24 protein-coding genes are annotated in these 26,415 nt (G+C 68.4%); 13 read left to right on the top strand and 11 right to left on the bottom strand.

The genetic code is table 11. The features are described from left to right. Positions 1 to 8: 8 nt before the first annotated feature. Complete coding sequence (locus tag ACFY3V_RS28180; protein ID WP_362898004.1) at positions 9 to 1,100, bottom strand: zinc-dependent metalloprotease; 1,092 nt, start codon at positions 1,098 to 1,100, stop codon at positions 9 to 11. A gap of 51 nt (positions 1,101 to 1,151) precedes the next feature. Continuing rightward, entirely contained in the window at positions 1,152 to 2,519 is a 1,368-nt protein-coding gene (dacB, locus tag ACFY3V_RS28175; RefSeq protein ID WP_389777733.1) for a D-alanyl-D-alanine carboxypeptidase/D-alanyl-D-alanine-endopeptidase, read from the bottom strand. Positions 2,520 to 2,641: 122 nt separating this feature from the next. Between dacB and ACFY3V_RS28170 the strand changes: the two genes are divergently transcribed. Further along, positions 2,642 to 3,139: an inorganic diphosphatase gene (locus ACFY3V_RS28170; RefSeq protein WP_350941556.1), complete on the top strand. Its 498-nt coding sequence runs from the start codon at positions 2,642 to 2,644 to the stop codon at positions 3,137 to 3,139. Positions 3,140 to 3,311: 172 nt separating this feature from the next. Here ACFY3V_RS28170 and ACFY3V_RS28165 read toward each other — a convergent pair whose 3' ends face one another. The 4 genes from ACFY3V_RS28165 to ACFY3V_RS28150 all read right to left on the bottom strand — a co-directional run bounded on the left by ACFY3V_RS28165 (position 3,312) and on the right by ACFY3V_RS28150 (position 9,476). Beyond that, positions 3,312 to 4,601 (bottom strand): NlpC/P60 family protein, encoded by a 1,290-nt coding sequence (locus tag ACFY3V_RS28165; RefSeq protein WP_389777730.1) that lies wholly within the window; start codon positions 4,599 to 4,601, stop codon positions 3,312 to 3,314. A gap of 160 nt (positions 4,602 to 4,761) precedes the next feature. Next, a complete protein-coding gene (locus ACFY3V_RS28160) occupies positions 4,762 to 6,618 on the bottom strand; it encodes an RNA polymerase sigma factor (RefSeq protein ID WP_389777728.1) in 1,857 nt (618 codons plus the stop codon). A gap of 370 nt (positions 6,619 to 6,988) precedes the next feature. Continuing rightward, entirely contained in the window at positions 6,989 to 7,801 is an 813-nt protein-coding gene (locus tag ACFY3V_RS28155) for a hypothetical protein (protein WP_362898012.1), read from the bottom strand. Positions 7,802 to 7,865: 64 nt separating this feature from the next. Further along, positions 7,866 to 9,476 (bottom strand): ABC-F family ATP-binding cassette domain-containing protein, encoded by a 1,611-nt coding sequence (locus ACFY3V_RS28150; RefSeq protein ID WP_389777726.1) that lies wholly within the window; start codon positions 9,474 to 9,476, stop codon positions 7,866 to 7,868. A gap of 450 nt (positions 9,477 to 9,926) precedes the next feature. Between ACFY3V_RS28150 and ACFY3V_RS28145 the strand changes: the two genes are divergently transcribed. From ACFY3V_RS28145 to ACFY3V_RS28125, 5 genes are all read left to right on the top strand, one after another. Beyond that, a complete protein-coding gene (locus tag ACFY3V_RS28145; protein WP_389777724.1) occupies positions 9,927 to 10,358 on the top strand; it encodes a hypothetical protein in 432 nt (143 codons plus the stop codon). Continuing rightward, positions 10,355 to 12,196, top strand: coding sequence for a tetratricopeptide repeat protein (locus ACFY3V_RS28140; protein ID WP_389777722.1), 1,842 nt, complete (start codon positions 10,355 to 10,357; stop codon positions 12,194 to 12,196). Before ACFY3V_RS28145 ends, ACFY3V_RS28140 begins: the two co-directional genes overlap by 4 nt. Before the next feature lie 259 nt (positions 12,197 to 12,455). Then, complete coding sequence (locus ACFY3V_RS28135; protein WP_389777720.1) at positions 12,456 to 12,593, top strand: hypothetical protein; 138 nt, start codon at positions 12,456 to 12,458, stop codon at positions 12,591 to 12,593. A 264-nt stretch (positions 12,594 to 12,857) separates the two neighbouring features. Then, positions 12,858 to 13,451 carry a MarR family transcriptional regulator gene (locus tag ACFY3V_RS28130; RefSeq protein ID WP_389777718.1) on the top strand — a complete coding sequence of 198 codons (594 nt, stop codon included), beginning with the start codon at positions 12,858 to 12,860 and terminating at the stop codon, positions 13,449 to 13,451. A 5-nt stretch (positions 13,452 to 13,456) separates the two neighbouring features. Further along, a complete protein-coding gene (locus ACFY3V_RS28125) occupies positions 13,457 to 13,912 on the top strand; it encodes a hypothetical protein (RefSeq protein WP_389777716.1) in 456 nt (151 codons plus the stop codon). A 247-nt stretch (positions 13,913 to 14,159) separates the two neighbouring features. Here the strand turns inward: ACFY3V_RS28125 and ACFY3V_RS28120 are convergent, their stop codons facing one another. Together ACFY3V_RS28120 and ACFY3V_RS28115 are read right to left on the bottom strand one after the other, a co-directional pair. Then, on the bottom strand, positions 14,160 to 14,600 hold the full coding sequence (locus ACFY3V_RS28120) for a type II toxin-antitoxin system VapC family toxin (RefSeq protein ID WP_362898015.1): 441 nt from the start codon (positions 14,598 to 14,600) through the stop codon (positions 14,160 to 14,162). Continuing rightward, positions 14,593 to 14,805, bottom strand: coding sequence for a hypothetical protein (locus tag ACFY3V_RS28115; protein ID WP_362898017.1), 213 nt, complete (start codon positions 14,803 to 14,805; stop codon positions 14,593 to 14,595). The genes ACFY3V_RS28120 and ACFY3V_RS28115 overlap by 8 nt, the downstream gene beginning before the upstream one ends. Before the next feature lie 670 nt (positions 14,806 to 15,475). Here ACFY3V_RS28115 and ACFY3V_RS28110 point away from each other — a divergent pair. Continuing rightward, entirely contained in the window at positions 15,476 to 16,795 is a 1,320-nt protein-coding gene (locus tag ACFY3V_RS28110) for a hypothetical protein (RefSeq protein ID WP_389777713.1), read from the top strand. 179 nt (positions 16,796 to 16,974) lie between these two features. On the opposite strand, the gene ACFY3V_RS28105 is transcribed toward ACFY3V_RS28110, so the two are convergent. From ACFY3V_RS28105 to ACFY3V_RS28095, 3 genes are all read right to left on the bottom strand, one after another. Further along, positions 16,975 to 18,147: a hypothetical protein gene (locus tag ACFY3V_RS28105; RefSeq protein WP_362898021.1), complete on the bottom strand. Its 1,173-nt coding sequence runs from the start codon at positions 18,145 to 18,147 to the stop codon at positions 16,975 to 16,977. Then, positions 18,144 to 18,695: a SigE family RNA polymerase sigma factor gene (locus tag ACFY3V_RS28100; protein ID WP_362898023.1), complete on the bottom strand. Its 552-nt coding sequence runs from the start codon at positions 18,693 to 18,695 to the stop codon at positions 18,144 to 18,146. Before ACFY3V_RS28100 ends, ACFY3V_RS28105 begins: the two co-directional genes overlap by 4 nt. A 287-nt stretch (positions 18,696 to 18,982) precedes the next feature. Beyond that, positions 18,983 to 19,432 (bottom strand): MarR family transcriptional regulator, encoded by a 450-nt coding sequence (locus ACFY3V_RS28095; RefSeq protein WP_362898025.1) that lies wholly within the window; start codon positions 19,430 to 19,432, stop codon positions 18,983 to 18,985. An 83-nt stretch (positions 19,433 to 19,515) separates the two neighbouring features. Between ACFY3V_RS28095 and ACFY3V_RS28090 the strand changes: the two genes are divergently transcribed. The 6 genes from ACFY3V_RS28090 to ACFY3V_RS28065 all read left to right on the top strand — a co-directional run bounded on the left by ACFY3V_RS28090 (position 19,516) and on the right by ACFY3V_RS28065 (position 26,046). Beyond that, entirely contained in the window at positions 19,516 to 19,977 is a 462-nt protein-coding gene (locus ACFY3V_RS28090) for a MarR family transcriptional regulator (protein ID WP_362898027.1), read from the top strand. Between the two features lie 145 nt (positions 19,978 to 20,122). Beyond that, entirely contained in the window at positions 20,123 to 21,958 is a 1,836-nt protein-coding gene (locus tag ACFY3V_RS28085) for an ABC transporter ATP-binding protein (RefSeq protein WP_362898029.1), read from the top strand. Beyond that, a complete protein-coding gene (locus ACFY3V_RS28080) occupies positions 21,958 to 23,784 on the top strand; it encodes an ABC transporter ATP-binding protein (RefSeq protein ID WP_362898031.1) in 1,827 nt (608 codons plus the stop codon). The genes ACFY3V_RS28085 and ACFY3V_RS28080 overlap by 1 nt, the downstream gene beginning before the upstream one ends. 152 nt (positions 23,785 to 23,936) lie before the next feature. Further along, complete coding sequence (locus ACFY3V_RS28075; protein WP_350941576.1) at positions 23,937 to 24,707, top strand: GNAT family N-acetyltransferase; 771 nt, start codon at positions 23,937 to 23,939, stop codon at positions 24,705 to 24,707. 87 nt (positions 24,708 to 24,794) lie between these two features. After that, on the top strand, positions 24,795 to 25,595 hold the full coding sequence (locus ACFY3V_RS28070; RefSeq protein WP_389777708.1) for an alpha/beta fold hydrolase: 801 nt from the start codon (positions 24,795 to 24,797) through the stop codon (positions 25,593 to 25,595). A 13-nt stretch (positions 25,596 to 25,608) separates the two neighbouring features. Beyond that, the gene (locus ACFY3V_RS28065) at positions 25,609 to 26,046 is read left to right on the top strand and encodes a transcriptional regulator (protein ID WP_350941579.1); all 438 of its coding nucleotides are present in this window, start codon (positions 25,609 to 25,611) and stop codon (positions 26,044 to 26,046) included. The last annotated feature ends 369 nt before the right edge of the window (positions 26,047 to 26,415 follow it).

Here is a 26,415-nt window from a genome sequence, read left to right as displayed (position 1 = left end):
CCTGCCGGTCAGCCGACCGCACCCCCGGCGGGGATGGCCGGAGTGCCGTTCACCCTGGCGATCCAGCGCGCGGGATTGGAGATCTCGTCCTGGGTGGGGAGCGTCTCCGGCGAGGTCCAGACCTTGTTGAAGCCGTCGATGCCCACCTGTCCCGCGACCGTGCGGACGAAGGCGGAGCCCTCGGCGTACTGCTTCATCTTGAGGTCGAGGCCGAGCAGCCTTCGGACCGTGCGGTCGAGACGGGACCCGCCCTCGCGACGGTGGTGGAACTTGGCGCGGATGTCGGCGACCGAGGGCACCACCGAGGGGCCGACCGCGTCCATCACGTAGTCGCCGTGCCCCTCGACCAGGGTCATCACCGCGGTGAGCCGGTCGAGGATCACCTTCTGCTCGGGCGTCTGGATCGCGTCGATCAGGTTGCCCTCACCGCCCCTGACGACGTCCGTGAACGTGCCGGCGGCCGAACGCAGCCGCTCGAGCAGCGCGGGCAGGTCGATGTCGGAGGCGAGCAGGAAGTCGGTCGTCTGCGATCTGACGTACTCACGCAGCCAGGGGACACCGGTGAACTGCACCCGATGGGTCTCCTCGTGCAGGCAGACCCAGAGGCGGAAGTCACGCGGGTTGACGTTGAGTTCCTGCTCGGCGTGGACGATGTTGGGCGCGACCAGCGTGAGACGTCCCGTGGGCGCCTGGCCCGTCGGGTCGGGCGGCAGGAACAGCTCGTACTGCCCCAGGACGCGGGAGGCGAGGAAGGCCAGCACCGCGCCCACCTCGACCCCGGTGATGCGTGAACCCACGGCGCCCACGATCGCCGGCGTCTGGCTCCCCCTCGCCGCCATCCGCTCGGTGAGCGGCTCCAGCACCACCCGGAACCCGTCGATGTTGGCCTTGATCCAACCCGGCCTGTCGACGACGGTCGCGGTCTGCGGCGCGGTCTCGGTGTCGATTCGGGTGAACTCGCGGACATGCCCCTCGGCCTCGCGCGAGAGCCGCCGTAAGTCGGCGACGGCCTGCCGGGCCTCCTCTCGGCTCACTTGCGGCCCGGGGCGCACCAGGCGCGTTCCGGTCGCTACGGCAAGATCCCAGTCGATCACCTGCATACCGTCCACCGTACGTGCTCTCCCCCCGAGTCGCGCACCCGGAACCCGTGATCAACCGGCGGCGACCGCGGCGGCGAGCCTGTCGAGGGCCGCCTCCGCCTTGCCCCAGCCGGGCGGGACCTTGTCCGCCATGAAAGCGAAGGTCACCATACGTCCGCTCCGCGTGGTGGTCATGCCCGCCAGCGTGTTGACCCCGTCGAGGGTGCCCGTCTTGGCGCGGATCAGCCCGTAGGCGGAGTGGAGCTTGTCGAACCGGTGCCCAAGGGTGCCGCTGAAGCCGGCGACCGGCATACCGCTGATGATCGGGTGCAGGCCGGGATTGGCCGGGGAGGCCGCCGCCGCGACCAGCCGGGCGAGCGCCTCCGGGGCGATGCGGTTCTTCGGCGACAGCCCGCTGCCGTCGAACACCAGCACCCCCTTCGCCGCGCCGAGCCTGGCCAGCACCTTGCCGACGGCCGCGGCGCCGCCGTCGAACGAGGCCGGCTCCCCCTCCTTGATCGCCACATGCCTGGCCAGCGCCTCCGACAGGTCGTTGTCGCTGAGCGTGAGTGCCCGCTCGACCAGGGCGTAGACCGGCGCGGAGTCGACCCTCGCGATCTCCTGCGCGCCCGCCGGGGCCTTGGACCGCCTGGCGGACTTGGAGACCGTGATCCCGTACTTCGACAGCAGCGACACGAACGCGCCGTGCGCCGTACGGGAGGGGTCGGAGACCCGCCGGTCACTTCCCCGCGCGGCCCTGCCCTCGTCGACCATGAGCGCCGTGACGGGGGCGACGCTCCCCTCGGGCACGTAGCCGGGCTTCCACGTGGCGGCGGTGCGCGGCCCCGTGTAGAGGAAGTCGTCGTAGGCGACCGTCACCTTGGACACCCCGGCCTGCTTGAGCGCCCTGGCGGTGCGTGCGGCGAGGACGGCGAGCGAGGCGGGCCGGGGATAGACCGGGCTCGCCGCCGTTCTGGGACTCGCCAGGGTGGGGTCGCCGCCCCCGACGAGGATGATCGAGCCCGGCGAGGCCCCCCGCACCACGCGGGTGCTCAGCCTGGCGTCGGGTCCCAGTGAGGCCATCGACGCGACCGCGGTGACGACCTTGGTGGTGGAGGCGGGGGTGATGCCCGTGGCGGCCCCGCTGTCGAAGAGCAGGGCGCCCGTCTCCGCGTCGAGAACCGCGGCGCCGACACTTCGTCCCAGCGCGGGGTCACCCAGCGCCTCGGTCAGCCGCCCCGCCAAAGTACCCTTGGCGGGGAGAGGGCCGCTCCCCCCCGCAGCCAGCACCGGACCCGCGGTGATGACCGGGATGGGAGGCGGCTCGGCCGACACGACGACCGTCTCAGGCTCACCCGCGACCAGCACACCGCTGGCGAGCAGGTGCGCCCCGGCCGCGACGACGAAAACCTGCAGCAGGACGAGAGTGACCAAGGCCACCCACCGCTCACGCCGCATTACCGTCGCCGTCCTCTCATCATCCGTATCCAAAAGGCATAAAACGCCTACGAGACATTAACGCCCAACCGGGGGTGCCCGGGGGGTTGAGTGGAGGAAACGCGGTGGAGTTCGACGTTCTCGTTGAGATTCCCAAGGGGCAACGGAACAAGTACGAGGTGGACCACGAGTCAGGCCGCATCAGGCTCGACCGCATGCTCTTCACCTCCACGCAGTATCCCGCCGACTACGGCTTCATCGAAGACACCCTCGGCGAGGACGGTGATCCTCTCGACGCCCTGGTGCTGCTCCAGGAGCCGACCTTTCCCGGCTGCCTGATCAAGTGCCGGGCGGTCGGCATGTTCCGGATGACCGACGAGAAGGGCGGCGACGACAAGGTCCTGTGCGTCCCCGCCACCGACCCCCGGATGGAACACATTCGCGACATCCACCACGTTCCCGAGTTCGACCGCCTGGAGATCCAGCACTTCTTCGAGGTCTACAAGGACCTGGAGCCCGGCAAGTCGGTCGAGGGCGCCAACTGGGTCGGCAGGGTGGAGGCGGAAGAGGAGATCGTCCGCTCCATCAAGCGCGCCAAGGACGACACCCACGGAAAGCACTGATCCTTGACCGGATTATTACCCGGTCCTCAGCCCGCTCCCCAACCGTTCGCCCCCTGACCGATCATCCTCTGACCGACTCACACTCCCCGACGGTTCGCCCCCCGAACAGTCACTCCCCGACCGGTCGCCCTCCGACCGGTCACCGCTCAGCCGGTCGTCCTCTGGCCGGTCGTCACGTGGGACGGGTCGCGCCGACAAGATCGCTACGCCACATCGGCGCGACCCTCACCACGTCCCCCGTCTGCGGGGCGTGCACCATCAGCCCTCGGCCGACGTAGATCCCCACATGGTGGATGTCTCCGGGATCGCCGGTGATCTGCCCGTAGAAGAGCAGATCACCTCGCTGGAGCTCACTGAGCCGCACGTGCGGGCCCGCGGTCCACTGGGTGCCGGTCCAGTGGTCCAGGGCGACCCCCACCCGCTCCCAGGCCCGCATGGTCAGCCCCGAGCAGTCGTAGGCGGACGGCCCGGCCGCCGCCCACACGTACGGCTTGTCGAGCTGGGTGAGCGCCCAGTCGGCGGCGATGTCGCCCCTGGCGGAACCGGCCGTCACATTGAGCGCCCAGCGCGAAGCGGCCTCTCCAGAGGCCACCGCCATCCGCGCCGCCTCCCGGCGCACCGCGGCGGCCTGTTGTCGAGCGCGCTCGGCGCTCTCCCTCGCGATCCTGGCCTGCTCCAGGGCCGCCTCGCGCCTCCTGGCGAGCAGGTCGGCGGCGTCGCGCGCCTCGTCGGCCAGCTTCTCCAGCCGAGCCTGCTCCTCCTTGATCCGCCGGGTCTCCTCGACCTGCTCGGCGACGGCCTCCTCGGCGGCGAGCTTCGCCTCCTCCGCCCTCGCCTGCGCCTCCTGTCGCTCGGTGTAGGCGTCGTCCGCCTGCGCCTTCAGGATCGCGAAGACCTCCTGGGCGTCCCGCAGCTGCTTGAGCGTCTCCGCCTGCCCTCCGCCCATGTGGGCCAGGATGCTGGCCCGGCGCAGATAGCCGTCGTCCATGGGGCCGCCGCTGTCGGTCATCATCGCCATCATCGGCTGGGTGATGTCCAGACCGCCGTAGCTCTGAGCGGTGATCGCGGCCACCGCCTCACGGGCCTCCCCGACCTCCACGCCCGCCGTCCTCGCCCGCTCCGCCGCCTGCTCCGCGAGCTCCTTGGCGCGAGCCGTCTTGACCAGCTCCCCGTTGTACGACTCGACGAGGCGCTCCGCCTCGGCGACCAGCTCCTCCAGCCTGGCCTGCGCCTCGGCGACCTGGACCGTGGTCGCGCCGAGCCTCTCACCGCGCTCGCGGGCGACGGCCCACGCTTCGGCGACCTCACCCGCCGACGGAGCCGGTACGCCGCCCCGTACGGCGTCGTCGGCCGGTCCCGGCCGGCCGGGAACAGCGCCGGCGGGGAGCCCCGGCCCGGCGATCAGGCAACAGGCGAGGCCCGCCACCGCGGCGGCATGACGGCGCCGTCTGACTGAATGCATGCGTCTCCCCCCGGAGTCCCCCTTGTCACCGCCTCTTCGCGGTCCGGCCACGCGTCGCGGTCTTGTCCGCGCGACGCGGCACGACGCGACGCGACGCGTCACCGCGCGCCAGGCGGCCTACCTCAGCATTCCCGTTCGTCACTCTGCACACACATGTCACTTACTCACCGTAGTCATCGCCCGCCACACTATCCTCGCCGACAGGGGTCTGCCCGCGATCCGCGCTGGTCGCGATCCGTTCCGGACCCGCCCCCTCCCCGGTCCGTCCAGGACCGGTGGACGCGGGCCGGAAATCGTCAGAGGCCTGCCCCCGGCCGGACGTCAGGTGGTCGGGGTTGGCACGCGAACGTCGCGGGTGGGTGAACGTGGCTCGCGAAGGTCCGGGCTCGGCACGCGGAGGTCTCGCGTCGGCTCGCGGGGGCCTCAAGTCGGTCCGCCGAGGTGTCGGGGCCATGCGCGGAGGCCGGTGCTCTCCCCTCGGGCCTGTCACGTCGCCCGGTGGCCTTGGATTCGCCCGCGGAGGTGCCGAGTCCTCCCGAGGAGAGCCTGGTGCCGTCCACGGGGGCGCCGGGGTCGCCGGCCGATGAGGAGTCCGGCAGCGGCGGGAGGAGTGTCCATGGTGATCACGGGATGGGTGGTGCCTGTCCGGCGCGCCGATCCCGGGGGCCCCCGGCGGCACCGGCGACGGGGGCGGCACCAGGCTCTCCTCGGGAGCGGCCGGACGGTCGGCCGCTCCATCACCCGGCGACCCGTCATCGGATGCCCCTTCGTCGGCAGGCCCTTCGCCGGACGACCCGTCACCGACCGGACCGGGTGGCCCTTCGCCCGGAGGTTCGTCACCCGGCTGCCGAGACCGGCTCTCCCCCCGGTGACCGACCGGGCCCGGCACTCCCGGCCGCCGGTCGCTCCGCAGGTCGGGTCCGGTGGCACTGACCGGCTCCGTCACCCCGAGCGAACCGATCCGCTCGACGGTCGCCCCCTCCCCGACGGGTTCCGACGTCACGGGCGCGCCCTCTCGCCGGGATTCTCCTGGTCTCCAGGAGTCCGAAGGCTCCACCACCGCCGGGAACGCGTCCGAGGCGGCATCGGAACCCGTGCCCTGCGACCCGATCCCCGCCTGGACCAGGACCAGGGCCAGCGCCGTCACCGCGGCGACCGCGGCCGCCGCGCCGGCGAGCGCGTAGGGCCTGCGACGGCTCCCGCGAATCCTGCCGACGGGGAACCCGGCACCGTCGAGAGGACCGGCTCGATCGGCGACGTCGCGCCGGTAGGAGACCCGCTCGGGGTCGGTGAAGTGACTCATCACCCACGCGCGCAGCGTGGGCGGCAACGCGGCGAGGGGGAGCAGGTCGTAGACCTTCGCCGCGGAGACCTGCCTGACCCGGTGCGGGGCGCAGGTGTCGCAGCGGTTCACGTGGCGGATGACCCGCTCACGCGCCTCCGGTGTGAGCTCGCCGCCGAGGCCGGTCAGCATGCGGGCCCGGCTCGCGCAGTCGTAGGGCCCCTTTCGGACGAGGACCTCCGTGGTGACGACGTCGCGCAGGCGCTCCCTCGCCGACTCGTACAGCGCGCCCGCGGCCTTGGGGGTGACGCCCAGCACCGCGGCGAGGTCGATGGGGCCGAAGCCGTGGCGGCAGCTCAGGTCGAGGATCTCCCGGTCGTCGGGCGACAGGCTCCGCGTGGCGTTCCAGGCCATCACCCGCAGGTCCGCGTCGTCTCCGGCGGCGACCGCCGGAGCGGGGTCCTGCGGGCCGTTCCCCTCGTCGGGATCACGCCGTACGCACTCCCCCCGAGCGAGTGCGTACAGCCACGCCTCCAGCCGACGGGCGTCGGTGAGCGCGTGAATATGGGCCTCGGCGGCGATGAGGGTGTCGAGGAGCGCCGACTCGGCGGCGCCGGAGGTGGCGAGCATCGAACGGCAGTATCGGTAGATGCTTTCCGCGTATGAGTCGTAGAGATCGGCGAGGGCTCCGGGACTCCTCGCGCACAGCGCTGCGACCAGGGCACCGTCAGTCATGTAATCGAAGGTAAGCGCTGAGTAACCACGAGTGCAGCACTTCACGGACGGCAACTTCGATTGTCTTTGAAATGTCATCGAATCAAGTAAGAATCTGACGTGAATGACAATTATAAATACCAGAGAATGACCATATAGCCCGAATTGAGCGTGCATATCGGAGCACTGTGGAAGGTCTCCCGACCGCGGGCGTCCGGCCCCGCGGCCAAGGACGGACGACCACGGGCGGACGGCCGGAACGTCCAACGATCACGGGCGAACGATGACCAATCTCCCGCGACCACGGACGGACGACCACGGGCGGACGGTGCCGAACACCCGGCTGATCACGGACGAGCGACCACGGGCCGTCAGGGCGTTCGGCGATCACTCACGGGTGGCCGGCACCCGCGAGGGGCGCCTGCCTGCCCCGGTCCTTGGCGAACGGGGGCATCTTCGGCTTGACCGTGTTCAGCGGCAGGGAACCGCCGAGGGCGAGCTGCTCGAAGGGACGGCTGCTCGATCCCCAGGTGCGTGCGCTCACCTCGGCGGAGGCGATGTCGCGAGTGTTCTGGACACTCTTGATCTGCATGATGAACCGGCGCTTCTGCCCCGCCTGGACGTTGTCCACGAACGTGCTCCCGCCGCCGAGCAGCTTGCCCCGCTTGTCGCGCAGGAGCGCGGTGACGGCCAGGCTGCGGGCCGGTATCACGTACGGGGTGCCGACGTAGCCGGTGACGAGGTAGTCGCCGTCGGCGGTGCGGTCGGTCAGCACCTCGCGGATCGGGAAGGGCTGGAACGCCGAGACGATCCGGCCCGCCTGGTGCCAGTGCGCCGGACGGTACGTGATGCTCACGGTGGCCGGTTTGTCCTGGGTCACCGCCTGGCCGGTGAAGGGGAGCGTCCCCGCGGGGGGTACGGCGTCCAGCGGCTGTTCGAGCCGGACGACCTCCTTGCCCTGGGAGTTCTTGGCCACCACGGTGGCCACGACGTGCTCGCCGAAGTGCCACGGGTTGGTGTTGGCCAGCACTCCTGCCCAATTCACCACATACCCATCGTCACCCTTGACGATGGAGGAGGCCTGCTCCCTGACCGCGAGCGGTTGGAGCGCGGCGGCCTGCTTCGTCTGCTCGTCTTCGGTGCATCCGGCGCATCCGATGAGGAGGAGGGCGAGGGCGCCGACGATTCGGGTGCTGTGCGTCACCTAGCCGTGATAACCGGCCCGCGGTCCCCGGCCCACCTGGACACGCCGGAAACGGCCGGAGTCTTTACCTCTGCCGGACCACTCTGGCCTCGTCCCATACCGGTTCGGATGATTCGTAGACCTTTCCGTCGGCGCCGAAGACCAGGTACCGGTCGAAGTCATCGGCGAACCAGCGGTCGTGGGTGACGGCGACCACGGTCCCGTCGAAGGCGTCCAGCCCTTCCTGAAGAGCCTCGGCGCTGGCCAGATCGAGGTTGTCGGTCGGCTCGTCCAGCAGCAGCAGGGTGGTGCCCGACAGTTCGAGCAGCAGGATCTGCAGCCTCGCCTGCTGGCCGCCGGAGAGCGTCTCGAAGCGCTGCTCGGCGATGGTCCCGGCCAGCTCGTAACGGGACAGCACCTTCATCGCCTCGTTCTTGAGCCGGGCGTGCTCGGTCATGACGATCTCGCAGGGCGTCCGGCCGATGAGCTCGGGGCGTGCGTGCGTCTGGGCGAAATGGCCGGGGACGACCCGTGCGCCGAGCCTGGCCACACCGGTGTGCCTGACCTCCTCCCCGGCGATCAGACGCAGGAAGTGCGACTTGCCCGAGCCGTTGGAACCCAGCACCGCGACCCGCTCGCCGTACCAGATCTCCAGGTCGAACGGCTTCATCAGGCCGGTGAGCTCCAGCTTCTCGCAGATCACCGCCCGCTTCGCGGTCCGGCCGCCCTTGAGCCGCATGCTGATGAACTGCTCCTTGGGCGCCGCCTCCGGCGGCCCGGCCTCCTCGAACCTGCGCAGCCTCGTCTGGGCCGAGTGGTACGCGGCGGCCATGGTGTCCATGTACTTGGCCTTCTGCTTCAGCATGAGGACCAGACGCTTGATCTTGGCGTGCTCCTCGTCCCAGCGCTTCTTCAGCTCGTCGAGGCGCTCGTTGCGCTCCCTGCGCGCCTGGGCGTACGTGCGAAACCCTCCGCCGTGCACCCAGATGTTGCCGGACTCGACGGTGATGATCCGGTCGGCCGCGTTGGCCAGGAGCTCCCTGTCGTGGCTGACCAGCAACACCGTCTTGGCCGTCTCGCGCAGCGCCCGCTCCAGCCAGAGCTTGCCCGGCACGTCCAGGTAGTTGTCCGGCTCGTCGAGCAGCAGCGTCTGGTCGGGTCCTCGCAGCAGCGCCTCCAGCACCAGCCGCTTCTGCTCACCGCCCGACAGCGTGTTGACCTCGCGATACTTGCAGTCGTCGTACGGCATGCCGAGGGCGGCCATCGTGCAGGTGTCCCAGAGCACCTCGATGTCGTAGCCGCCCGCGTCGGTGTAGTCGGTGATGGCCTGCGCGTAGCGCATCTGCGCCTTCTCGTCCTCGCGCTCCATCATCACGAGCTCGGCGGCCTCAAGCTGCTCGGCCGCCTGCCGCACCCGCTGCGGGGCGACGCTGACCAGCAGGTCGTGCACGGACCTGCCGTCGCGGATGCTGCCGATGAACTGCCGCATGATGCCCAGGCCACCGGAACTGGCGACGCTCCCGTCGACCGGCTGCAGGTCGCCCGCGATCAGCCGCATCAGCGTCGTCTTGCCCGCCCCGTTGGGTCCGACGAGCGCCGCCTTGACCCCCTCGCCGACCCGGAAGGACACGTCGTCCAGCAACGGCCGCCCATCCGGCAGAACGTATGTCAGATGACCAACCTCTACGTGTGCCACCAGCGATTCCCTTCCTCGGTCCTCGCGCAGGGTACCCGCCCGCCCATCTTTTGGACATTTCGTTTTCCGTGTCGCGACGCCGTACGTGCATATCGGAGCGGAGTCCGTGGCCGGGGAGGCGCCGACTTCACGATCTGTTCGGCCCGCCCTCGATCACCGACCTCCGCCCGCGGGGGATAAGGGGCGGACGGAAGCCGTGGGCGACCTCGTGCGGACAACGCGTTCTCTCCCGTCATGGGGGTTGAGGTGCGGCGAGGTGAACGCCACCGTGTCCGTTCAAGGGATCGCCGCCCAACCCCGTGATGACCAAAATCGAATGACCCATAGGACAGAGTGACATTCTGGTGCCGTTTTTTCTGGAAACTCGCCCGCTTCAATGCACCATGAGGTAATTGAGAAGTAACAGGCGGCGATATCCGGGGGCAAGAAAAGCAGAGAGGTGGGAGGCGGATGCTGAACGAGGCGTTGGCGGCACTGGCGGCCGCTGCCGGCACAGGCCTGGTGACGGCGATGACCACCGACGCGTGGACCGAGGTGAAGACGCGCTTCGGCAAGCTGCTGGGCAGGGGGGACGCCGAGCGGGAGGCCCGGCAGGAGCTCCGGCTGGAGCGCAGTCGCCAAGAGCTGACCTCGGCCGCCGCCGATCAGATGGAGCAAGCAAAGGCCGCCCAGGAAGCGGCATGGCGGACCCGATTCGCCGACCTCCTGGAGGAAGAACCGGAACGCGAGGCACAGTTTCGGGAGGTGCTGGACTTTCTCGCCGAGAAGGTGCCCGTGGCGGCCTCCGGCGCGGTGCAGGTCAACGCCCAGGCGTTCGATCACGCCCAGCAGGCGGTGCAGGGCCAGGGGGTGCAGACCAACACCTTCGGCTCCCCCCGGTGACCGCCACCCCATCGCCCGAGCCGGACCCGCCGGCGAAGCCGGACGCGGAGCCGTCGGTCCACGCCCGCGCCCGCGCCTACGACCGCTCGCAGATGCCCGTCCAGGGCAGCGGCGTGCAGTACAACAATTTCTACGACCGGCAGGCCTCGGCTGCGGCGATCTCGCTGGAGCCTCCCGCAGGACGCCGCGACACCCGGTTTCCGCTGCGGGGCCGCCATAAGGTCCTGCTCGCCTTGGAGCAAGCCCTGGCCGACCCGGCCGCGCACGGATCGGTGCACGTCCTGCATGGGCTGGGCGGGTGCGGCAAGAGCAGCATCGCCCTGGAGACCGCCATGCAGGCTAGGGCGCAGGGCGTCGAGGTCTGGTGGGTGAGCGCCAACGACACGGCCCGGCTGACCGCGGCCATGCACGCTCTCGCCCGCCGCCTCGGGGTGCCCGCCGAGGCCATCGCCGCCGGAGACGGAGCCGACCTGCTGTGGACGCGCCTGGCCCGGCGGGACCGGCCGTGGCTGCTGGTCGTCGACAACGCCGACGAGCACGGCGTGCTCGACATCGACCGGCACACCGTCGCCGAGGGCACGGGCTGGGTCAGGCCGGTCACCGAAACGCCCGGCCTGACAGTGATCACCAGCCGCGACGGTCATCCCCGCCGATGGGGGCCCTCAGCCCGGCTGCATGCGGTCCCCCGGCTGACGGTCGAGGACGCGGCGCAGGTTCTGCGCGACTACGCCGGAGCCGAGGCCGGCAGTTCCCAGGACGCGGCGGAACTGGTGCGCCTGCTGGGGTGCCTGCCCTTGGGGCTGCGCCTGGTGGGCGCCTATCTGGCCGCCGTCCGTATGGTGCCGGAGGCCTTCTTGGACAGCGACGAGGACGATGTCCTGCCGCCGCGTTCCTTCACCGACTACCACCGGGCGCTCATAACGCACCGGCCCCGCCTGTGGAAGGTCACGGCAGGACATCTGACCCAGGACGACGCCCGCACGATCATCGAATGGCCGTGGGAGCACACTCTCAACCAGCTGACCCAGACTGGGCGCCACCACGCTCGCCCGCTGCTGCGGCTGCTGGCGCACCTGGCCGACGCCCCCGTTCCCTATGAACTTCTGCTCTCCCCCGCCGAGCTGAACACCTCACCGCTCCTGGAGGGCATTACCGGAGGGGAACTCTGGGAGACCCTGAACGATCTGGCCCGCTTCGGCCTCGTCGACCTCGACCAACAGGCGCGCCCGCCCACAGTGACCCTGCATCCACTGGTGCGTGACACCGGCCTGCACAACCTCTCCAACCACGGCCACGGCCCCGCAGGTTCCGACTTCTACACCCTGGCCACTCGACTGCTCAAGGCGGCGGCCGACAGCGAACAGACCGACCTTCCCGAAAATCCCTCAGCATGGCCGCTCTGGCAGGCCCTCACCCCACACGCCGTACACCTTTTCCAGGTGACCGGCACCGACGCTCACACTCCAACAGATGTCCTCACCTCCAGCGCGTACACCACCTACATGGTGATGCGATCCATAGCCGCCCAGGGCCGGTATGTCGAGGCCGAGCAGGCCTACTGCGAGGTACTGGCCCTCTATGAGCGGGTGCTGGGCACCGAACACCCCTCCACATTGACCACCCGGTACGCGATAGCGCAGACGGCCGGGAATCAGGGCCGGTATGCCGAGGCCGAACAGGCCTACCGCGAGATCCTCACGATCGAGGAGCGGGTGCTGGGCACCGAACACCCCTCCACATTGACCACCCGAAGGCAGCTAGAGAATGTGCTCCAAAATATGGACAAAACGGAGAGGGTGACAGCTTCGATCAGAGCTGACGAGAACCTGAGACCGTGACCGACGATCGCTTACTTCGGTACTCGCCATGCATGTCCAGGACGATCGACTGCCGCGGCCCTCAAAGTGGGGGATGGATGGTCGGCGACAACCTCGTCACCGAGATCGGCGGGGGCAGACGGCCGAGCTGCGTACGACATGGATCGACCAAGGCACTTGGGACGGCCACGGTCACAACGCGGATCACGTCACCACCGACGTACTTCAGGCCAAGGTCAGCCAAGAGAAGCAGCGGCTACTCAGAAGGCAGGACAAGTTCGTGCGAGTCCGCGCCAACACCCTGAGCACCGCCGAGTACGCCAACCGCCGGCGTCAGCGCGAGGAGGCCGAGGACGAGGAGGCGGCCTCCTGGGAAAGCGCTCACGACCTGGAGAGGTTCAACTCCGAGAACTGGTAATCAAACTCTCGAATTCATGGGGGTCATAGGTTGCATGTGGGCTGCCCGACCTCAACGTGCCCCACGACGATTTCCTTTCAAAAGGCCCTCGCGCAGGGTACCCGCCGGTTTCGCCTATGGGCATCTGGATTCCGCTGGTACGACACGGCATCGCGATCGGTGCCACTACGGGGCAGTCCTCCACTTCCAAAAACAGGAGTGATTTGAAATCAAACGGCTACCCAGAGTAGCAAGTATGCTATAGATGCATAGTACTATTCATCTATGAGGGACATTCCGCCGTTGCTGCTTCCCGTGTTCCGGTCCAACGCCGTGGGCGAACTGCTCGCCTGGCTGTACCTTCACCCGGAGAAGGAGTACTCGACGACCGATCTCGCCAAACGGACAGGCGTATCCCAGCCGACCGTAAGCCGCGAGATGGACCGCTTCGCCGCCGCCGGGCTGACCCGGGAGAGACGGTACGGCAACCTCCGCCTCATCCGCGCCGACACCGACACGATCGTCGCCAGGCCGCTCACCGACCTGCTGGCGGTGACCTTCGGCCCGGCAGCCGTCCTGCCGCGCCTCCTCCGGCCGATCCAGAACATCGACGAGGCGTACATCTACGGCTCCTGGGCCGCCCGGCACGCGAACCAGGCCGGGCCGCCCCCGCGTGACATCGACGTCCTCGTGGTGGGCTCCCCGGACGAGGACGAACTGTACGACGCGGCACGAGCGGCGGAACACCTCCTCGGCCGCGAGGTGAACATCAGCCGGATCTCCCCGGCGTCGTGGAACGCCGACCAGGGCGATCCGTTCGTGACGTCCCTGCGGAGCAAGCCCCTCCACCCCCTGATTCGGAACCGGAGAACATCGTGAGATGGATGCAAGGACGCGACCGAATCGACGCGATGCTGTCCGCCGGCCAGTTGGAGCGGGTGCCACCGAGTCGAGAGCACGCCGATGCCATGCTCACCCAGGCCGAACGGCACATCGCTCTCGCCCGTAGCGGTGTCAGGACGGACCCTACCGGAGCCTACCAACTCGTCTACGACGCCTCACGGAAAGCTCTCGCGTCGATCCTGGAGAATCAGGGCTTGCGTGCCACGAGCCGGGGCGGGCACCTCACGGTGCTGGACGCGGTGACGGCTCAACTGGATCCCCCGCTCGGGCAGGCACTCCGCTCCTTCGACCGGATGCGCCGCCGTCGCAACAGCGCCGAATATCCGCGTCCGGACACACCGGAGATCACTCCCGACGACGTCATGCGGGACGTGGAGAAAGCCGAGCAGTTCATAGCCCTCGCCGCCAAAGTGTTGGACCAGATGAACCCGTACTGAGACACCCCAAAGGGGTCATGGCTTGTAAGTGGGCTGCCCGACCTCAACGTGCCCCACGACGATTTCCTTTCAAAAGGTCCTCGCGCAGGGTACCCGCGAACCGGTCCGGTGGACATTCCGATTTCCACCGGACCGGCATCGCCCGTTCGTACCGAGCCGCACAGACGATGAGGTGCGGGAAACTCCCGACGGTTCTCTCGCTTCGGCTCCTGGCGGCCATGATCGGCCTCGATGACCACGGACGAGGTCAGACCTCTCTCATACCTTTGAGCAGTTCGGTCTTCACCACGCCCTCGACCGCGTGACAGAGCTTGGCGTCCGTCGTGAGCAGAGGGACTCCACGATCAAGCGCCAGCTGAGCGAAGACGGCGTCGTACATGCGCAGTGTCAGCCGTACGGCTAGGCCGGCAGCCCGTTCCAGGTGGTCGGCACCGATCGGGTGCACCATCACACCGAGATCGTCGATGACACGCACGGCCGCTGCGAACTCCTCCGCCGTCAGGCGACCCGCCAGAAGTCCCTTCTTCCGCAGCACTCCGGCCACCTCGATCCGGGCGAAGTCCGCTGTCTCCAGTCCGACGAGATCGTCCAGGAATGCCTCCTGGACTTCGCGGGCGTGCTCGAATCCTGGCTGATCGACGAACCAGCGAAGGAAGACACCGGTGTCGACGATGTAGGCATCAGCCACGCGGCTCGTCCCGGAGCCGGTCCAACTCCTCGTCCACCCCGGTCACCCCGCGCATCCGGTCACGGATGGCTTCCAGAGCCACCGCGGCCTTCTCCCTCCGACGGGAGGACGACACGTTCTCCCTGACGAGCGCGAGCACCGGCAACACCCGGTTCTCCGGCAACTCGTCCACCAGCAGGTGGAGTTCCTCACGCATCGCGCTCATAACCGCAGTGTACGGCCCTGTTCTGGCCGAACACAGGATTACCGGCAGCTCTATGTCTTCCAGCAGGGGTCATAACGTACAGGTGGGCTCCCCGGACGAGGACGGGCTGTACGACGCGGCACGAGCGGCGGAACACCTTCTCGGCCGCGAGGTGAACATCAGCCGGATCTCCCCGGCGTCGTGGAACGCCGACCAGGGCGATCCGTTCGTGACGTCCCTGCGGAGCAAGCCCCTCCACCCCCTGATTCAGAGCCGGAGAACATCGTGAGATGGATGCAAGGACGCGACCGGATCGACGCGATGCCGGCCGGTTGCCGGTCCGTCGACTCCGTCATATGGTACAAAATTCACAAATCATCCTTTTTCTTGACATGAGTAATTAAATCCATTTAAGGTGCTTTGTCGGGATTTTTGTCAGAAAAAGATGATCAACCGAAACCGTTATCGGTATTGCACTTTCGGTTACGGCCCCTCCGATACCAGGGCAAGACTGCACGTTTATTCATAAGTCTGAAAATGTTTGCAATGAGGTATTTGTTTCGTCCGTGGCGCTGATTACTCTCCCGATCATGGGTTCTCAACGGGAGGGGCACCTTTGTCACTGAAACTGCGTCGCATCATGTCGGCGATCGCCGCGGGGGGACTCGTCGTTCTGACAATGGCGAGTCCGGTGGCCGCATTCGCACCGCCGTACATCAACGAACCCACCGGTCCGTACACACTGCCGGTGGATGCCAACGTGCCCAAGCGTGGCTGCACCACAACGCTGTCCGACCCCAAGGACGCGAGCGGGAGCACCCCGGCCATCCAGGTGATCTACGCCTGGCACGACGGCGGAGGGAACAACTACGAGACCCACGTCGAGCAGATCGCCAAGCTGGTCGACCGGATGGACCTGGAACTGGACGAGTCCACCGACTACGACCAGCACCTGAAACTGAGCTGCCGCACCGGCTACGACACCAGCACCTACTCCGGTTACGCCCGCGCGCTGGTGATACCGGAGAAGATCGAGGCCGGCGTGATCGGCGGCGAGACCTCGGTGGACAAGATCACCGATGATCTCGGCGCGGCGGGATACGACAACGCCAACCGCAAGTACGTGGTGTTCGAGGACTTCAACGGGACCGCGACCGCCTGGTGCACGACGACGTGCGCGGCGACCGCCGACGAATGGTCCAGCGCCACCATGCTGCACGAACTGATCCACCTCGGCGCGGACAGTTTCTACGTGGACCATCCCAAGGTCACCGAGACCATCGACTACCTCAGCTATCCCGACGTCATGTCCAGCCAGGTCTACGACTGGCAGCTGGACCATGACTTCAACAACTACTACGACCCGAGCGAGACCACGGCGACCTTCTACACCGGCAACGAGGCCGGTGACACCCGCAAGGTGAACGTCGCGGCCTGGCCCTACTTCACCACCCCCACCTGCTGCGACATCGGCTACAGCAACGACCTGCTGACCGCGCAGGAACGCACCGTCGAAGCCGACGCGCCGTACTCCACCCCGACCGGGTTCAGCGTCTCGGGCGGCGGCTGGATCCAGGTGACCCCGCCCGGCCCGACGTCACAGATCTCGGCCAAGCACTACGACGGCCGCCGGTCGCTCACCATGAACGTGCAGTCGCACGCCGACGGCGTCGTATCGGTCACCCGCAAACCCGCGGTGACCGCCGGCCAGACCTACAAGTTCTTCGCCAAGATGACCACCGCCACCTCCGGCAACGTGAAACTGCGCCTGTCGTGGTACAACTCGTCCAACACCCTGATCTCCAGCAGTGACGGTCCGAGCACCGCGCTGACCAGCACCTGGACGGAATACCGGCACAGGGCGACCGCCCCGACCGGAGCGGCCAGCGTCCAGATCTCGGTGGTCAGCCCCGCCGGCCAGACCTTCGCCTACCAGCTCGACGCCCTCCAGCTCAACCACTGCAACAACGGCAAGACCACCGACGGCTGCCGCCTGGACAGCTGGCAGTGACCTCCGGGTGACGAATCGACCCAGCGCCTCCCGGCGGTGACCCGGTACACCGGAGCCCGCCGGGAGGCGCTGGGTCGCCCCTTGTCGCGGCCAACGAAATTTCTCCGTCACCCGGTTCTCAGCCGCCCCCTCCAGGTGGGTCCGCGTGGTTCGCGATCATGGGTTGGGACGGGCCGTCGCTACCAGGCCGCCGACATCTCCTGCGGGGCCCCGAGGGAGTCCAGGGGCTCCTGACGAACGAGGACGGTCACCTGTCCGTTCTCGTCCAGCCTGCTCAGCGGGTAGAAGTTTCCCGTGAAGAGCAGGTGGCGTCCGGTGGCGTCGTACTGGAACAGCTTCCACCGGGGAATGCTCCTGCCGGCGTGTTCCGCGCCGAACAGCGTGCGGATCTTCCGGCCGTCCACGACGGAGTACTCCTCGATCGTGTAGCGGTGCGGTCCCCGGCCGTCGGACAGATGCCTGCGGCCGACCAGCATCCTGTGACCGTCCGGGCTGATCGTCGCGGCATCCGGGGCGTCCACCCCCTGAAACACCGTCCGACCGGCTTTGAGCGTGTCACCGGCGGCGGCCGTGTCAAGGACCCGGGCCTGCGACATGGTCACGAAGCCCAGCGTGCGGCGGTCGGCCGCCCACGACAGGCTCCAAAGGTCGCCGGTGGCGTTCGTCGTCCAGGTACGTGTCTTCCCGGTGGGCAGATCGACGACCGTGAGCCGTGCTCCGGGGCAGAAGCGCAGCGTCGCGTCCTTGCCGCACACCTCACCGTCGACGCTGTAGGCCAGTCGGGTGCCGTCGTCGGTGACAGCGAGAGAGGACGCGGCCGTACCGGTCACCGGGGAGATCACGTCGCGTGCCAACTCCGTGACCTTTCCCCGCTCGTCGATCCGTATCCGGTGGAACCACGTGGTGCCCACCGCCGTCTGACGGGACAGCACACTCTGGGCGACGTAGAACGTTCTGCCCTCTCCGGTTCCGGCGAGCAGATATCCGCCGCGCACACCCCGGGTGCTCCCTTCCGGGGATCGAGGCATCACAACCCGGTCGGTGACCTTACCGCTGTGGGCGTCGCGGACCGTCAACCCGTCGTTCCCCGCGACCAGGAGGAAGGCGGGGCCGGGCGGAGCTTCCGTCACGGGTTGTACCGCCCCCGAACCGCGCAACCCGGCCCCGACGGCGACGCTCACCACCACGACCGCCAGTGCGGCCAGCAGCGGAGCCATACGGAGGGAACCACGAAGGCGACGAGCGGCCCTCGGTCGTAGCACCTGGTCGGCGGGTCGCAGAGTCTCGGCGCCCACCAGTTCGGCACCGGCGGCGAAGGCGTCACGGAGCCGGTCTTCGGTCTGCGGGGTCATCGGTCCTCCTCCAGTTTCGCGGCGAGCGTCCTGAGGGCTCGGGACGTGGACGACTTCACCGTTCCGCGGCTGACCCCCATCACCTCGGCGATCTCCCCCTCCGACAGGTCGAGGTAGTAGCGCAGCACCACCGCCTCACGCTGACGGCGCGGCAGTGCTCGAACGGCGAGGAACACCTCTCGCCTGGTCTCCCCGAGCAACACCTCGGCCTCCGCGGACCAGAACGGCGCTTTCCGGTCACCACCAAAACGCCGAGTGATCACTCGGCGCCGGTGGACCATGCGGCACCCGTTGAGCACCGCCGTCCGCAGATAGGGGAGCATCTGGTCGTGGTCGGTCAACCGGCTCCACCGGCGGTGAATCGCCGCGAAGGCGTCCTGCACGACATCCTCGGCCGTCTCCCGGTCCCCCACCAGCAGAAAGGCGAAGCGGACGAGGCCGAGACGGTGGGTCATGAACAAATCGGTGACGACGGCGTCGGCCGGAGCGGTCGCCGCGTGAGGCTCCGGCGGCGGTTTCTCCACGACACTCCTGATCTCAGACTGCATGCCTGCTCCATGCGTATCCCGTCGATCAGGTTGCCTCGGGACGGCGGATTGGTCCCCTTCTCAGTGAAGTGAGGTGGATGTGCGCCTCTCCCCGCAGCATGGCGTGGGGGCCCAACCGACATGTGACGAGAACAAAAACCGACAGTTCGCGAGTCGATCACCGACATTCGACGGGAAGAAAAACCGGCACACCGCGGATCCGCAACCGACATTCGAGAAGACACTCGGCCCCTTCCCGCGCCGTCGCGCGGTCAGCGCGGTCAGCGCGGTCAGCGCGGTCAGCGCGGTCAGCCTTCCCTGTGGCGTCGGCCCAGTTCCGCGACGAAGGCCGTGAGCAGGCGGGCGAACTCCTTCCTTTCCCACTCGGACCAGTCACGCATCGCCGCGTCGAAGATCTCGCGGCGGAAGCGATGGACCCGCTCGGCGTGCCCGACACCCAGTTCGGTGAGTTCCAACGTGCTGCGGCGGCCGTCGGCCGGGTCGGCCACCCTGCGAACCAGCCCCGCCTCGACGGCCCTGGCCACCAGGCGGCTGGCACGGGGCTGGTCGACGCCCATCCGGCCCGCGACGGAGGTCACCGTCGCGGCCTCCGTTTCCTCCTCCACGACGTCGATCACCCCGAAGAGCGCGGGGTCGAGCTCGACGTCACCCGCGAGGCGCTGGAGGGCTCGGCGGGTCTGGCTGCGCCGGATCGCCACCATCGCCCGTTCGACGGCGACCACCTGAGGGTCTTCCATCTCTCGATGATACATGCATTAATACATATTATTGTCAAAGAACATGTATTTACCGAAGATCGATAAGCAGGGAAGGCGGCACCGTGAACACCTCCCGGATCACCGGCCAGAGGCGTCCCATCGGCTACTGGATCAAGCACCTCCACGGCCTCGTCGAGAGTTCTCTCGACGACCTCCTCGCCGACCAGGGGCTGACCCGCCGCCACTGGCAGGTGCTGAACGTCGTCGCCGTCGACTCCCCCACCCTCGCCGGTCTCGACACCGCCCTCGCCCCCTTCCTCGACGACCGGTTCCCCTCCCTGCGCCCGTTCGTGGACGATCTGTGCGAGCGGGGCTGGCTGGAAGGAGCGGAGCGGCTCTCCCTCACCGCCGCCGGGATCCGGGCGCACGAGGAGTTGCGACGGCGGGTGGACACCGACCGCGCCCGCCTCACCGAGGGAATCAGCGCCGAGGAGTATCTGGCCACGATCGACGTCCTGACGCGGATGTCGGCCAACCTGACCAAGCCCGGCGAGACCCGCGACCGACCTTCAGGCCCCGCCTGACCTGGCCCCAGAGGACCCGGCCGGGACCCGGTCGGCGGGCCGCCACCCGCGACATGCGGGGGCGAGAAAATGCGTGGGAAAGTGTCGGCGCCCGGTGATAGAAAGCAAGTTCGACTTTCATCCTCAACGTGCTCGGGGGCGAGCTGTGACCACCAGTAGTTCGGAGTTCTCCGTCTCCGGCCGCCCGCATGACAGGCGGGGGCCGGTGCGCTGGCTCTGGTCCCATGTTCGCCGTCACCCGCTCCAGCTGGTCGGATTCCTCGGCGCATCACTGATCATGGTCGTGCTCAACGCCATGGTCCCCGGGTTCACCGGCGAGGCCTTCGACGCCGTCCTGAGCGAGGACGGCGGCGGGGCGCGGGCACTGGGCATGATCTCGCTGGCGCTGCTGGCGATCGTGCTCGCCCGCGGCCTCTTCGACGTCGTCGCGCGCCTGGCCAGCGAGGTCCTCGCCAAGCGACTGGAGCGGGACGCGAGGGACGAGCTCTACGTCAGCCTGCTCGGCAAGAGCCAGACCTTCCACAACAGGCAGCGGGTCGGCGACCTGATGGCACGGGCGGCCAACGACATCCGGCAGCTCTCCACCATGATCAGTCCTGGCATCGACCTGATCGTCGACTCCGGTCTGACCGGCCTCGTGCCCCTGGTCTTCATCGCCGCGATCGATCCTCGCCTGCTGCTGGTGCCCGGCGTCTTCGCGGTCGTCTTCGTCTTCGCGCTCCGGCACTACATGAGACGGCTCAACCCCGTGGCGACCCGCATGCGAGAGCAGTTCGGCGATCTCAACGCCGGGCTGAACGAGGCGGTCAGAGGCATCGAGGTCATCAAGGTGACCGCGCAGGAGGGCCAGGAGCGGCGGCGGTTCCAGACACGCGCGCGGCGTTACCGCGACTCCTTCGTCCACAACGGCCTGGTCCAGGCCCGCTACCTGCCGACCCTGCTCTTCGCCTTCGCGATGGCCGGCTCGCTCTGGCACGGCCTCCACCTGCACACGGCGGGCGCCATCACGATCGGCGACCTGGTCGCCTTCATGGGTCTGGTGGCCATGCTGGGCTTCCCGACCAATATGTCGATCTTCACCTTCTCGCTGGTCCAGATCGGCATCGTGTCCTCCCGCCGGATCCTGAGCATCATGAACACCGAGACCGAGCTCCGGCAACCCGACGACGGCCACACCGCGCCGATCAGCGGATCGATCGTCTTCGAGAACGTGACGTTCGGCTACGGGGACGACGATCCCGTGCTGCGCGACGTGACGTTCACCGTGAGGCCGGGCGAGACCGTGGCGATCGTCGGCGAGACCGGCTCCGGCAAGAGCACCCTGACCAAGCTGGTCCCCCGGATCTACGACGTCACCGCGGGCCGGATCCTGGTGGACGGCGTGGACGTACGCGAGTGGGACCTCGACTCGCTGCGCTCCCAGATCTCCACCATCGAGCAGGACATCGTGCTCTTCTCCCGGTCGGTCGCCGAGAACATCGCCTTCGGGCTGGGCCAGCGAGTGGAGCGGGACGCCGTCGTCCGGGCGGCGGAGGAGGCTCAGGCCGCCGAGTTCATCGGCGAGCTCGACGACGGCTACGACACCGTCATCGGTGAGCGCGGCATCACCCTCTCCGGCGGCCAGCGCCAGCGCCTCGCCATCGCACGGGCGCTGCTGACGGATCCGGCGATCCTCGTGCTCGACGACTCGACCAGTGCGATCGACTCCGCCACGGAAGACAGGATCCAGCGGGCCATCGGCCGCCTTCTCGACGGGCGCACCACCCTGCTGATCACCCACAGGCTCTCCCAGATCCGGTGGGCGGACAAGGTCCTGCTGCTCCGCCGAGGCGAGCTGGTCGACTACGGCACGCACGACGAGCTGCTCTCCAGGAGCCGCCTCTACCGGCGGATCTTCTCCCACTACGACGAGGCCGACGTGACCGGCGACACCATCGATCCGGCCGTGGTCCTCGCGGGCGAGCAGGGAGGGCAGGGCTGATGGGCTTCCTCATGGACGGCCTCGACGCCGAGGACTACGACCGCAGCTACAGCGATCGTGAGCTCCTTCGCCGGATCCTGTCCTATTTCCGGCCGAAGCTCGGATCGATGATCCTGGTCGCGGTCATGATCGTACTGTTCTCGCTGAGCCAGGCGGCGATGCCGTTGCTGGTCAGCTGGGGTGTGGACGGGATCGAGGACGGCACGATCGCCGACGTGGGCCCACAGCTCACCGCGGGTCTGCTGATCGCCGGCGTGCTCGGCTGGCTGTTCAACTTCGTTCGCCAGTGGCACAGCGCGAAGGTCACCGGCGACGTCGTCCTGCGCCTGCGCGAGGACGCGTTCGACGCCGTGCTCAAGCGTGACCTGTCGTTCTACGACGAGACCCCGTCAGGCAAGATCGTCAGTCGGGTCACCTCCGACACCGACGACTTCGCCACCGTCTCCACCCTGACGATGGACCTGATCAGCCAGGTGCTGATGGTCGGCTTCGTCACGGTCATGCTCTTCCTGCGCAGCGTCGAGCTCGCCCTGCTGACCCTTCTCGTGGCGCCGATCGTGATGGGCATCGCCCTGCTGTTCCGGCGGGTCGCCCGTAGCAGCACCCGCCAGGCGCAACGCTCGCTGAGCCGGGTGAACGCCACCCTGCAGGAGACCATGGGCGGGATCACCGTCGCCAAGAACTTCCGCCAGGAGCAGCGGGTCTACGACGAGTTCCGCCCCATCAACCGGCAGAGTTACCAGGTCACGCTCAAACAGGGTTTCGTCTTCTCCGGCATCTTCCCCGTTCTCTTCGTCGTCGCCGGGCTCGCCACGGTCGCGCTCGTCCAGCTGGGCGGCACCGCCGTCCTCGGCGGCGCTCTGTCCGGCGGCGACTGGTTCCTCTTCCTCCAGGGCGTCGCGCTCTTCTGGTTCCCGCTCACCTCCATCGCCGCGTTCTGGTCGCAGTTCCAGCAGGGCCTGTCCGCCTCGGAGCGGGTGTTCGCCCTGATCGACGCGCCACCCCGGGTGGTGCAGACCGATCCCCAGCCGGTCGGCAGGCTCGCGGGCCGCATCGAGTTCCGAGACGTCAGGTTCGGCTACGAAGCGGAAAGCACCGTCCTTCGGGACTTCAACCTCACGATCGAGGCGGGCGAGAGCGTCGCGCTGGTCGGCCACACCGGGGCGGGCAAGTCGACGCTCAGCAAGCTCATCACCCGGTTCTACGAGTTCCAGGACGGCCTGTTGACGATCGACGATCGCGACGTCCGCACGCTCGACCTGGCCGGATACCGGCGGCAGATCGGCGCGGTGCCACAGGTTCCGTTCCTGTTCAGCGGCACCGTCGCCGACAACATCCGCTATCCGAGGCCGGAGGCGAGCGACGAGGAGGTGCTCGCCGCCGCCACGGCGGTCGGCGGGGGCGACTGGATCGACGCCCTGCCGGACGGCCTGCGGACCGATGTGGGCGAGCACGGCCGCGCCCTGTCCATGGGCCAGCGCCAGCTCGTCGCGCTGGCTCGCCTGCTCATCCAGGATCCGGCGATCGTGGTTCTGGACGAGGCCACCGCCAGCGTCGACCCGCTGACCGAGGCCCAGATCCAGGAGGGCCTGGACCGGGTGCTGGCCGAGCGCACCTCCATCGTCATCGCCCACCGGCTCTCCACGATCGAGCACGTCGACCGCATCATCGTGCTGGATCACGGCCGGATCGTCGAGGAGGGCGACCACACCACGCTGCTGGCCCGCGGCGGCCACTACTGCCAGGTCTACAACACCTACTTCAGGCACCAGTCCCCCGACTACCGGCCGGGTTCCGGCTTCGTCTCCGTCACCGGTTCCGCGTGATCGAGGCCGCTCGGATCGGGATCCCGGTTCGAGCGGCCTCGATCACATCTCGCCAGAGTGGCCACCGCGGGCCGGCGGCCTGGTGAGGGCGCGGGGGTGCCAGTATGTTCTGACTCATGACGGTGCGGTCGTTGGGGTTTCGGAGCGATCTGATGTTGCTCAGGCTGCAGGGCGGCACCGTCGACCGGCGCGAGGGTTACCTGGTTGTCAGGACGCCCGCCAATCCGACCTATCACTGGGGAAACTTCATCCTGCTGGACGCCCCGCCGGCCCCTGGAACGGTGTTCTCGTGGGTGGAAACCTTCCGCCGCGAGTTTCCCGACACCGGCCACGTCGCCATCGGCGTCGACGGCGTCACCGGCGACGCGGGCGAGCCGGAGGAGCTCGCCGCGGCGAACCTCGATGCCGAGCGAAGCACCGTGATGACGGCCGGTGCGGTGCACCCGCCGCCGCGACCGAACCGTGAGGCTCACTTCCGCGTCCTGGACGGCGACGAGGACTGGGCCGCCGCGCTGGCACTGCAGGAGGCCACCAATCCGGGCACCGACGTCGAGGGATACCGGGTGTTCGCACGGCGCAATCTGGCGGCGATGCGCCGACTGCAGGAACGCGGATGCGGCGCGTGGTTCGGAGCCTTCGTGGACGACCGCATGGTCTCCGGGCTCGGCCTGTTCACCGACGGCTCGGGCCTCGCGCGTTACCAGGCCGTCGACACCCACCCCGCGCATCGGAACCGCGGCCTTTCCGGAACCCTCGTGTACACGGCGGGCCGACACGCCCTGGAACATCTGAACGCGCACACGCTCGTCATGGTGGCCGACCCGGCCTACGTCGCGATCCGCGTGTACCGCTCGGTGGGCTTCACCGACTCCGAGACCCAGGTCCAGTTGGAGCCGTCGGCGAGTGCTCCGGCGTCACCGTGACCTTCGCGGGCGCTCCGGCATCACCGTGACCTTCGCGGGCGCGAGGGCCGGTGCGCGCCCGCCAGGAATGTTCACTATATTTAGCAAATGGTGAATCTAACCTCGGTGCTCTCACTGCACGGTTGCGCTCTCCGCTATGCCGACAGCGGTGGTGACGGTGTGCCACTGGTGTTCTCGCACGGCGCGGGGGCCGATCATGTGATGTTCGAAGCCCAGCGCGAACACCTGCGTGCCCGGGGATACCGGGTGATCACCTGGGACATGCGCGGCCACGGCCGCTCTCGCCCGGCCGGGGCTCCGTTCACCGCCGAGCGGGCGATCGCGGACCTGTGCGCGCTCGTCGAGCACCTCGCGCTCGACCGTCCCGTGCTCGTGGGACAGTCCCTCGGCGGCAACCTCGGCCAGGCCGTCGTCAGGCGGCATCCGGGCCTCGCCCGAGCGTTGATCGTCATCGGCTCGACGTGGAACACCGCGCCACTGTCGTGGAATGAGCGTCTGCTGCTGAAGGCGGCCGCGCCGAGTCTCTCGATGATCTCCGCCAAACGCCTTCCCGGCATGATGGCCGACGCCTCGGCGGCGACGGAGGAGGCGCGGGCGGACGCGCGGCGGGCGTTCTCCCAGCTGTCGAAGCAGGAGTTCGTCCAGGTGTGGCGGGCGACCGTCGAACTCCTCGACCCGGATCCCGGCTATCGCACGCCCGTACCTCTGTGCCTGATCCGCGGCGAACGGGACCGTACCGGCAACATCGCCTCGGCGATGCCCAGGTGGGCCAGGGCCGAGGGCGTCGAGGAGGTCGTCATCCCCGGCGCGGGCCATATCGCCAACCAGGACACCCCTCGTGCGGTGAACGTGGCGATCGAGGCGTTCTTGCGTAGGATCTCGGTATGAGGCGGGCACGGCGGTGAGCGCGACCAGGCGTCGCGCGTTCATCACCTCGGTGGGTGACCTGCTGGCCTCGTGGAACCTCCCGCACGCGACCGGCCGCGTCTACGGACTACTGCTGGTGACCGAGGAGGCGATCTCCCTCGACGCGATCGCCGCCGAGCTCGAACTGAGCAAGGGAGCGGTGAGCACCGCGGTACGGCAGCTGGACTCCTGGGGGCTCGCGAAGGTGATCCCGCAGCCCGGCAGCCGCAGGCTCCTGGTCGAGGCCACGGGAGGGATCGAGTCGCTGCTGGAGGCGAGCCATTCGCGGGCCAGGACCCTGATCGCCGCGCTGCGCGACGGCGAGGCCCTGGTGAGTCCCGGTCCCGCGCAGGATCGGCTCAGGGATGTGATCGGGCTGTTCTCCGGCTATGTCGACGTCGGGAGCGAGCTGCTCGACAGATATCGCCGGTAGCACCGCTGGATCGGGTGCTCGGCTCACCGCGGAACGTCCGCCCTGGCCTGGACCGGGGGTCACCGAAGAACATCTGGATTCGGACTCGCCGACGGACGTCCCCATCGTCGAGGATCAGCCCGGCGACGAACATCCCTTTCGCCGGAGACCGATCCGGCGGCGGACGCCCGCACTCATCGGGGACGGATCCGGTCACGGACGCCCGCACTCATCGGGGACGGATCCGGTCACGGACGCCCGCACTCATCGGGGAGGAATCCGGTGACGGACGTCTGCCCTCACCGCGGGAAAGACCGGGAGTAGCACACCAAACCCATAAATATCACCTGATCTTGCATTAAAAACGACTAAATACTCTTTATTGGCTCA

Origin of the sequence: Streptosporangium sp. NPDC000095 (assembly GCF_042899335.1) — a bacterium.
Classification (GTDB): Bacteria; Actinomycetota; Actinomycetes; order Streptosporangiales; family Streptosporangiaceae; genus Streptosporangium.
Note: the sequence above shows the minus strand (reverse complement) of the source record. Positions and strands in the feature narration are given on the sequence as shown.

Excerpts from the sequence above, each read along its gene's own strand:
- ACFY3V_RS28180 (WP_362898004.1), bottom strand. The coding sequence starts at position 1,100 with ATGCAGGTGATCGACTGGGATCTTGCCGTAGCGACCGGAACGCGCCTG.
- ACFY3V_RS28165 (WP_389777730.1), bottom strand. The coding sequence starts at position 4,601 with ATGCATTCAGTCAGACGGCGCCGTCATGCCGCCGCGGTGGCGGGCCTC.
- ACFY3V_RS28160 (WP_389777728.1), bottom strand. The coding sequence starts at position 6,618 with ATGACTGACGGTGCCCTGGTCGCAGCGCTGTGCGCGAGGAGTCCCGGA.
- ACFY3V_RS28145 (WP_389777724.1), top strand. The coding sequence starts at position 9,927 with ATGCTGAACGAGGCGTTGGCGGCACTGGCGGCCGCTGCCGGCACAGGC.
- ACFY3V_RS28130 (WP_389777718.1), top strand. The coding sequence starts at position 12,858 with ATGAGGGACATTCCGCCGTTGCTGCTTCCCGTGTTCCGGTCCAACGCC.
- ACFY3V_RS28125 (WP_389777716.1), top strand. The coding sequence starts at position 13,457 with ATGCAAGGACGCGACCGAATCGACGCGATGCTGTCCGCCGGCCAGTTG.
- ACFY3V_RS28115 (WP_362898017.1), bottom strand. The coding sequence starts at position 14,805 with ATGAGCGCGATGCGTGAGGAACTCCACCTGCTGGTGGACGAGTTGCCG.
- ACFY3V_RS28105 (WP_362898021.1), bottom strand. The coding sequence starts at position 18,147 with ATGACCCCGCAGACCGAAGACCGGCTCCGTGACGCCTTCGCCGCCGGT.
- ACFY3V_RS28100 (WP_362898023.1), bottom strand. The coding sequence starts at position 18,695 with ATGCAGTCTGAGATCAGGAGTGTCGTGGAGAAACCGCCGCCGGAGCCT.
- ACFY3V_RS28095 (WP_362898025.1), bottom strand. The coding sequence starts at position 19,432 with ATGGAAGACCCTCAGGTGGTCGCCGTCGAACGGGCGATGGTGGCGATC.
- ACFY3V_RS28080 (WP_362898031.1), top strand. The coding sequence starts at position 21,958 with ATGGGCTTCCTCATGGACGGCCTCGACGCCGAGGACTACGACCGCAGC.
- ACFY3V_RS28075 (WP_350941576.1), top strand. The coding sequence starts at position 23,937 with ATGTTGCTCAGGCTGCAGGGCGGCACCGTCGACCGGCGCGAGGGTTAC.
- ACFY3V_RS28070 (WP_389777708.1), top strand. The coding sequence starts at position 24,795 with ATGGTGAATCTAACCTCGGTGCTCTCACTGCACGGTTGCGCTCTCCGC.